At 57.0% G+C, this 6,571-nt stretch carries 2 protein-coding genes and 1 pseudogene; all 3 read right to left on the bottom strand.

The features are described from left to right. A partial coding sequence (locus TPRIMZ1_RS0112970) for a FecR domain-containing protein (RefSeq protein WP_010260512.1) occupies positions 1 to 2,831 on the bottom strand: 2,831 nt, incomplete at its 3' end. Then, on the bottom strand, positions 2,791 to 4,680 hold the full coding sequence (locus TPRIMZ1_RS0112965; protein ID WP_010260510.1) for an adenylate/guanylate cyclase domain-containing protein: 1,890 nt from the start codon (positions 4,678 to 4,680) through the stop codon (positions 2,791 to 2,793). The genes TPRIMZ1_RS0112965 and TPRIMZ1_RS0112970, both read right to left, overlap by 41 nt. A gap of 103 nt (positions 4,681 to 4,783) precedes the next feature. Further along, positions 4,784 to 6,571 (bottom strand): annotated as a pseudogene (locus tag TPRIMZ1_RS0112960) (hypothetical protein); the annotation flags it as partial.

Here is a 6,571-nt window from a genome sequence, read left to right as displayed (position 1 = left end):
TAGGCGTTTGCCCCTGATACATTGCCCCAGGAAAAGGTGATGGAATTCATGGTTTCCAGCTGGTCCGGGCCTAACCGGGCGGCGTTTTCAGGGGAAATGCCGCCCGGCGACGGGAGCGGCGGTATGGGCAGTACCCGGAAGGATGCCGGCGAGGGGGCGCTGATATCAAGGCCATCTGCGGTTTCCGCCCGGATGGTCCAATAATACTCCCCGGCTTCCAGGCGGACCAGGGAAATCTCAGCGCCGGGGCTGCGGATATCCATGAGGGGATCCTTCAGCGGGTCGGGGTTCCGGGACAGGACAAACCGGCTGGTTTGCGGGAATTCTTCGGAACTCCACCGAAGCTTTCCGGGCCGGCGCATGGCTGCCAGCCCCTCAAATTCCGCCTCATTACCGGGCAGGTTCAGGGAAACCGGGGTAATTTCAATGGGCAATACCCGGAAGGACGCCGGAGAGGGGGCGCTGACATCATACCCCTCCGGAGTTTCTCCCAAAATCGTCCAAAAGTAGGTCCCCTCCCGCAGTCGGGCCAGGGGGATACTCGGGTCGGGGTTCGTAATATCTATTACAGGCCTTCCCGCCAGGGGGTTAGGATTTTGGGAAAGGATAAACCGGGAACTTCCCAGGGTTTCCGGGGTACTCCAGCGGATAGTTTCTCCCTGGCGGTAGGCGCTAAGTCCATTGAGGACCGCCCCGGTTGCGGGGTATTCCAGTGCGACCGGACGGAGTTTTCGCAGGGAAAAAGCTGCGGATGAGATCAATCCGCTCTGCCGGGAACGCAGGGGAGTTTCTTCGGTAAAGGCCTGGATGGTCCAAAAATAGTTTCCCTCCGCATAATTGCTCCAGTTGATAACCCTGTTTATGGCGGCGTTCAGATTGTCCTGGTATACCGGCCTTGCAGGGTCCAGCTCCCGGTACAGCCTGAACTGGTAATAATCCGCCTCCGGAACCGCCGCCCACCGGAACGGTACGTCCCCCCATTCCGGGACCGCGATGCGGCTGTTATCCCCGGGCGTTTCCATCACCGGGCGGGCTAGGGGAGGGGCCACCCTCAGGACCTTGGGCGCGGTTTGCAGGGTTACCTCCGGGCTTTCCACCGCTATACGCCAATACCAGGTTCCCGGCGAGAGCTGCCTTCCCCGTATCGTTTCGCTGCCGGTTACCTCGTCTATTGCGGGGCCGGAAAAATCCGGGGTGGAAGAAACCTGGAACCGGGTCTGGAATGGGAGGTTGCTCCTCCAGGTAAACCGCATATCGGGGAGCAGATTTTCTGCGATGGTGTAATTGTCCGGCGGGAACAGGGTACGTTGTATTACTTCCCCTTCCAGGGCGAAAAATCCATACACCGGTGAAAGGGGCGAAGCGTTCCCCTCCATATCGGTCTGGTAGACCCCCCAGTAATACTGTCCGTCTGTTATGGTTCGGTCATTCGCCCGGTAGACATAGTAATTATCCCGCACTATCCGGGTAATAAGGGGACCGCTCAGATCCCGGTTCCGGGAAATCCGCAGGGTATAGGAATCGGCTTCAAGGTTGTTATTCCAGGAAAAGTAAAAGTCCTGCCGCTCCTCCGAGATATTAAGAGAACTTCCGTTCTGGGGGTTGGAAAGTACCGGGGATGACAGTTCGCCGCTTTGTTCGATGAAAAAGTCATTAACCCCGGAACCCGCCGAAGCGCCCTCATAATCCCCGGAAAATACGGGCTGCACCTGCCAGTACCAGCGTCCCGGCGGCAGCTTTGAATAGATAAAAGAGGTTCCCTGCTCCTGGATCTGTAAAACCGGGTTAAGAAGCTGGGGGTTATTCGCGGCAGTTACAATATAAAAGGCAGCCTCCGCCGTTTCGGTCCACTGGAAGCGTACTGAGGGCTGTTTGGTCCGGTACCGGTATACATACCCCCCGGCGGGGGTGATCTGTACCGGCGGCGGGGCGTAGCTTATCACCAGCTTTTCGGTGATATTTTCGGGAAGCCCTCCTTCAAACCCATCCGCCATGCCCGATGGATACGCCCGCCACCACCAGTTTCCCGGCCCCAGGTCCACCAGGGCTTCATCTCCCTCCAGGTCCAATTTTGCCGCCGGCCGGGTAAATCCCCGGTCTTCTGCAATTTCAAGGTGGGTTGTTTCGGTGTAGTTTACCCTGTTCCATCTAAATTGAACCGGGAAGGGGCGGCGCTCACTTACCAGAAGCCGGGTTGCCGGCCTGGGTTTTAGGGGGGCTGTCCGGGAAAGGGCGGTGTCATCGGAGAAAACCGCCCCCGCCTCCAGGGTTTCCCCGGATACCATGGCCGTACCTTCCACAACGGAAACCGTAAAACCATCCCCCCCGGCCCCGGCGCTTACCACCCCGCCGGAAAGCACTTCAAGGCGGCTGTCCCCGGAGGACAGGATGATACCTTCGCCGTTCCGGACATTTACACTCACACTACCCTGGGTAAAGTCGATCCGGGGTATGGCGTTTTCCTCAAAAAGCTGAATAATGCTGTTTTCCTGCAGGTTTATTATTCCCCCGCTGTGAAAGGTAACGGTGGCTTCCGAAAGGTCAGCGGTACGGATCAGATCCCCGTTGTACACCGGGGATTCCTTCGCCAGCCGGTCCCAGAGTACCCGGTCCGATAAACGCCGCTGGGCGGCCTTGTACTTAAAGGTGATGGTCCCCATGGGGGCCTCGAGCCGGGTAAGGCTCTGGTTCAGATCCTGCCGGAAGAACCAGAGGCAGAAGAGTACCCCGGCGATGCAGATGAGAAATACCACATAATCCGGCGCCCCAAAAACCCGTTCCTGGGGAGTTTTATTCGCCGGAACCGATTTTGTACTTTTTCTCTTCCGCATTGGTATTAACCTTACTCAAATCCGGGGGGATGATCCCCAGCATATCCCTCAGTTCCGCCAAGGTTTGGGGCTGGAGCTGCCCCTCTATGGCCATATCTTCTTTGAAGTTCACCACCGCAAACATCCGCACGGGCTTGGATTTTCCTTTCACCTCTACTGAAGGCATTTCTTCTGTTATCAGGTGTTTTCCCACCAGGTTCCAGGTGTCTTCGGTGATAAGGATATCCGTCCCCAGGGGCTTGTTGAGCGCCTCGGTACGGCTCGCCAGGTTTACCGCATCCCCGATAACCGTGTATTCCATCCGCTGTTCCGAGCCTATCTGCCCGGCGGTAACGACCCCTGAATTGATGCCGCAGCCAATGCGTATCCGGGGATTGGCGGGATCATTTTCCCCCCGGTCCTTGTTCATCTGGTAGAGGGCTTCCCGCATCATCAATGCCGCCCGCACACCGTTTAAGGCGTCCGCCTCCGGGCTGCCTGAGGTATAGGCGGTTCCCCAATGGGCCATCACCGAGTCGCCGATAAATTTGTCCACCACCCCGTTGGTTTTCTCTACGCAGTCCACCATGCGGGTTAAATACTCGTTAAGCCAAGCGACAATACGGTCGGAAGATTCATCACCGTAATGCCGGGCGAATTCCTCTGATATGGAAGTAAAGTTACGGATATCCGAGAAAAACACCGTCCCGTGTTTGGGCTGGCCACCGGGCTTGATCTCCCCCCGCATGGCCCCAAGGGCTATTTCCCGGTTGGTAAACCGGCCGAAGATCCCCAGGGCCTTACTCATACGGCTGAAACTCTGGGTAAGCACCCCCAATTCGTCCCGGCTTTTAGAAACCAGGTTCTGTTCAAACAAGCCTTCCTCGATCTGCCCTGCCACCACCGTAAGGCCCTTCAGGGGCCGGGAAATAGTTTTACTGAAAAGCCAGATCAGGATGATAGAAACAAAAAGCACCGCCCCGGTGAGGTAGATATTCCGCCGGGTGGTAGCGGCGATTCCCTCGAAGACCACATTGTATTCCACATTGGTGATCACCACGGCGTTGGCCACGGAAAGTTTCTGAAAAGCCCCGAAGTACCGCCCGCCGTCCCGGTCGGTATACAGGGTTTGAAGATTCCGTTCCTGGCTTTCCCGCAGGGCTTCCACAAAGGGCTGGTTTGCCGCATTGGCCCCGGCCCGGACAAGCTCGTAATCCGGGTGGACCAGGATATCCCCGGCATCGTTGATCATATACGAAGAATTAACACCCTGCCCAAAATTGTCGTTTAAGGAATCGGAGGAAAAGAGGATAAGCACCACTTCCTCGGAGCCGGTTTCCTGCCAGGGAAAGAGCAGGGCCAGCAGGGGGATATGAAATATGGGCGCGGCGTTCAGGAGCAGGGTTTCCCCGGACCGGGAACGGTCCACCGCCTCCCGCTGGCGGGCCATAAATTCCCCCACCAGATCGCTTTCCAACTCGTTAGCCAGGAAAAACCGGTTGTTGACCAGCTCCCTATCCCCGGTGATTACAATAGCTGCGATGTCCTGGTTCCGCTCAAAAAAGAAGGCCGCAGCCTGCCGGGAAAGGGCCGCCTGGGAGGAGCCCACCGCATTCAGGGTATCCAGCAGCACCAACACGCTGGACCTGACCGTGGCAAGGGTAGTTTCCGCCTCCGAGGCGGAACGTTTATTGACACTGAAGTTGTTTTCCTCCGCAGTGACCCGCAGATCCGAGGAAACCATCACCGACACCAGGGCGGTAATGGCGCCTAAAGAGACCAGGAGGAGAATAGTAATAATTGCAACCAGCTTAAAGCCGATAGGGTACTTTACCCTGGCGGCGCTGGGCTTTTTAGCATCCCTGGGCACCTACACTCCTTTTTATCAAAACTGCGCTTGCCTGAGAATAGTTTTTTTCCTTCAATTCCGAGTATTATTATCGGAGAACTCTACCAAATATTGGAAAGAACGGCTACTCTCCTATCGTTATCTTGTTACTACCTTCTGTGAATGACAGCGCAAGCGGGGGGACAGAGTCGAATTTCGCCCCATCATTAGCGATCAGGCTATAGGCAGTGGCATAGGGTGGTAATGTGGTCCCCTTAACCAGGACGGTCCCGGGTGTGGTCACCTCTGAATCGAGGACCACCGTAAAGTCGCTGCCGGTCAAAGGCCCGGTTACGGTAATAAAATGGCCGCTTGTCAGGTAGACCGGATTAGGGGAGATCGTCGGCGCCCCGGACATTTCGATGACCGAAACCCCTTCGAGATACACCCCGTCGCCTTTATCACCGGCGGTATTACCGCTGACACTGCTTGTATCGCTCATGGTGAAGAGGGAGCCATCGTTAGATCCGCCCAGCCATACCCCGCCGCCGTTACTACTTGCGGTATTGCCGGTGACACTGCTAGTTCCGTTCATGGTGAAGGATGTGAGGTCGCCTTCGCCATCGCCGCTGACATATACCCCGCCGCCATTACCATTCGTTGTTCTATTACCGGTGATACTGCCCCCGGTACCCATGGTGAAGCTCGCTCCGTATACACGCACCCCGCCGCCCATGTCATTGGCAGTATTGGCGCTGATACTGCCACCAGTCATGGTAAAGATCGTGCCAAAGGCTATCCATACTCCGCCACCGCCGTTCCAGTAAGTGGCATTGGTGACAGTATTATCACTAATAATCCCGTCACTCATGGTAAAATACGCGATTTGTCCATCATTACTGTGGATGCCTACTCCACCGCCCTCACCCCGGGCGGTATTGCCGCTGATACTGCCGCCGTCCATGGTGAAGGTCCCCTTTTCATAGACCCACACCCCGCCGCCGCCGCTGTCCCCGTCCGCAGTGGAGGTGTTCCCGCTGATAGTCCCGTCAGTCATGGTGAAGAAGCCGGAGGTGCCGGACCAACCACTACCATACACATGCACCCCTCCGCCGCGGGGTGCAGCATTCCCGCTGATGATACCCCCGGTCATAGTGAAGTTCGCTCCATCAACATTCACCCCGCCGCCGCCGCCGCTATCCCCGCCCTCAGTGGCGGTGTTCCCCCTGATAGTACCCCCATTCATGATGAAGGTCCCTTTGCTGTTGACGAGTAGCCCGCCGCCTGCCTTGGCAGTGTTCCCACTGATGATCCCGTCACTCATTATGAATTGGTTAGCTGGATTATCAAAACCGAGGAAATACACCCCGCCGCCGCCGCCATTTGCTGCGGTATTATTGCTGATGGTTCCCCCGCCCATGGTGTAGGTCCCATCAGCGAGGAGTGTTACCCCGCCGCCTGAGCCGCTGGAGGTATTGCCGCTGATACTGCCCCCGGTTATGGAAAATACGGCGCCGACGCCCCCATTTGCAAATACCCCGCCGCCGTTGCCATTGCCATAATTCCCGCTGATGGTTCCGCCGGACATATAAAATTTACCACTATCGATATCGTTTTCTTCATCACCACTATTTACATACACCCCGCCGCCGCCGCGACTGTCACTACCATTGGCTATATTCCCGCTGATGTTCCCGCCGCTCATGGTAAAGGTCTTGTCGGAGTCCACCCACACCCCACCGCCCCAGCCTGCGGTATTTCCGCTGATGGTTCCCCGGGTCATGGTGAAAGTTCCGCCGGCCCACACCCCGCCGCCGCCCTGTTCCCAATTTGAACTTGCGAAATTATTGCTGATGGTTCCACCGCTCATGGTGAAGCTTGCAAGTGAATACACCCCGCCGCCTGAGCCGCCGGCGGTATTGCCGCTGATACT

It is taken from the genome of Treponema primitia ZAS-1 (assembly GCF_000297095.1).
Lineage (GTDB): Bacteria > Spirochaetota > Spirochaetia > Treponematales > Breznakiellaceae > Termitinema > Termitinema primitia_A.
Note: the sequence above shows the minus strand (reverse complement) of the source record. Positions and strands in the feature narration are given on the sequence as shown.